This is a genomic window from Natrinema sp. H-ect4, assembly GCF_041894845.1.
Lineage (GTDB): Archaea > Halobacteriota > Halobacteria > Halobacteriales > Natrialbaceae > Natrinema.
Window position 1 is genome coordinate 1 of record NZ_JBHDYC010000044.1, and the last position, 2,370, is coordinate 2,370.

At 54.6% G+C, this 2,370-nt stretch carries 2 protein-coding genes; one reads left to right on the forward strand and one right to left on the reverse strand.

Annotated features, from left to right (window positions below):
• Positions 1–155 precede the first annotated feature (155 nt).
• Positions 156–1,808 carry a PAS domain S-box protein gene (locus ACEWFR_RS23700; RefSeq protein WP_374063338.1) on the forward strand — a complete coding sequence of 551 codons (1,653 nt, stop codon included), beginning with the start codon at positions 156–158 and terminating at the stop codon, positions 1,806–1,808.
• A gap of 195 nt (positions 1,809–2,003) precedes the next feature.
• On the opposite strand, the gene ACEWFR_RS23705 is transcribed toward ACEWFR_RS23700, so the two are convergent.
• On the reverse strand, positions 2,004–2,370 hold a 367-nt coding region (locus tag ACEWFR_RS23705), incomplete at its 5' end, for a HalOD1 output domain-containing protein (RefSeq protein WP_374063339.1).

Sequence of the window (2,370 nt, forward strand, 5' to 3'; positions counted from 1 at the left end):
TCCAGCTGGGGAGTAACCGGTGGTTCGCGTAGTCAGGTGGCGCGATTCACTCCCGTCCTCAGAACGCGAAGCGTTCTGATGTGCGAACGAGACGCTTCGCGTCTCGTCAACGCCGTAAACGGCGGGACTCTCTCGCTGAATTAGGTAGATGCCAAATGCCAAGGGTGAGTTTATACTTCCTTCATTCTCTTCGTCTCCCGCAGCCATTCTTAGTAGAGAGAGTATTCCGAGGGCTACGACTCCATCCTCCGAAACTGTGCAATCGAGGAGGCTCAAAAGTTGAGACCGCGTATCTCAATGCATACGGATACAAAGCGCACGTCAGCAAGCTAGATCGTATACAACGGATCAATCGAAAGGATGACCTTTCATGGAACCGGTTACCACAACAACGACCACCTATGGCAGACCGTGACGAAACGTCGAGTTCTCCAAGCAACGCCGAAGAAGTCGGGGCTGCGCTCGATGAAGTCGTCGAACTCTTTTACGTGTTCACTGCCGGTGGCGACTTTCGATATTGGAACGACGCGCTCTCGGAGGTGACCGGTTATTCTGACGACGAAATTGAGACGATGGAGCCTGCCGACTTTTTCATCGCCGACGACCGAATGCACATTCAAGAGGCCATCACTCAGGCCCTCGATGACGAGTACGTCCGTGTCGAAGCGACGCTGCAAACAACCGACGGCGATCACCTCCCTTACGAGTTCTCGGCTATTTCGTTCACGGAGGACGCGACTTCGTTGGTTGCGGGGGTCGGCCGGAATATCAGCGAGCGCAAAACACACGAAGAACAACGCCAGCTCTACGAATACGCCTGCAACTCAGCGCTTACGGGAATCGCTATCGGAACGCTTGAGGGCCAGATACGCACGGTCAATCCGATGTTCCTCGATATGTGGGGATACGAAGACGAAGAGGAAGTGCTGGGCAAATCAGTCACCGAGTTTTGGAAACACCCTGACGAAGCCGCAAAAGTCGCACAAACTGTCCAAGAAACCGGGCAGTGGCAGGGCCAGTTGCGTGCCGTTCGGAAAAATGGAACTGAGTTTCACGCACAGTGTACGACGAGCATCGTGACTGACGAGGCAGGGAACCCGCTCTCGATGATGGCGTCATTTGTGGATATTAGCGACCGAGTCAAACGCGAACGCGACCTCCAGAAACAAAACGAGCAACTTGAAGAATTTGCGAGCGTCGTCTCTCACGATTTGCGAAACCCACTCAACGTCGCCACCGGTCGCCTCCAACTGGCACAAGACGACTACGACGGCGAGCATCTAGACCCGGCCATCGAGGCGTTGGAACGAATGGAAGCGATCATCGAGGATACGTTAGTGCTCGCTCAGGAAGGCCAAACCGTTGCGGAACAGGAGTGGATACAGATGCAACCCCTCGTATCACAGTGCTGGGAGATGGTCGAGACGGCTGATAGCAGTCTTGAAATTGTCGAGCCATTCGAAATCTACGGTGATCAGAGTCGCCTGCAACACGTTCTGGAGAATCTGTTTCGAAACGCGGTTGAACATAGCGACGGCGCGAGCACCGTTCGAGTCGGCCCGCTTGACGGGACCGGATTTTACGTCGAAGACGACGGCCCTGGCATCCCCGAAGACGAACACAAGACCGTCTTGGAGCCGGGCTATACCACCGAATCTGAAGGGACCGGATTCGGACTCGCAATTGTCAACCGTATCGCTCAGGCCCATAGATGGAACCTCACGATCGCTGATGGAACCGACGATGGTGCACGCTTTGAATTTACCAACGTGGATACCCGCTCCCCGGCTGAAACGACAAACCAATAACGAAGGCATCTATCCTCTGGAACGCAGTTCGGTAGTTTAACCGTACTACAGGGGGTGTCATAGAACAGTTACTAACACGACCTGCGAATTGGTAGAGACAGAGGAGTCACGTATCGGTTGGTCCGTTGAACCACTCGATGCCTGTCAAGAATGCTGTAAGAGGGTTGTTGGAGTTAGAGCACTGAGAGAGTCGAATTAGGCGGGGGTGGATTCGAAGACTGGTTCCGGATCGGTGGGTTGAGTGGCATCACAGACCCGAATGCGGCCGTCGGCTCGGATGAACACGTACCAGGTCTCGACCCGAAAGTTGAGGAGAGCATCCGCGTGGGCTGCGCCGTCATGGTCTCCGAATAGCTGATCGAGGGCGTCGGGATCGACGAACTCGTACAGTGGTGGGAGATCGACTGGATCAATCTCGGCGGCTTCTGCTAGAGCCTCGGCGATTACTACTATGGGCGACCCATCGCTCTCGAACTCGTACTCAGCATCCACCACTGGCATACACCCACGATACACGTTCACCGATTCCTGATCCATATCGTATCTTAGAACAGGAGTATTT

Excerpts from the sequence above, each read along its gene's own strand:
- ACEWFR_RS23700 (WP_374063338.1), top strand. The coding sequence starts at position 156 with ATGCCAAGGGTGAGTTTATACTTCCTTCATTCTCTTCGTCTCCCGCAG.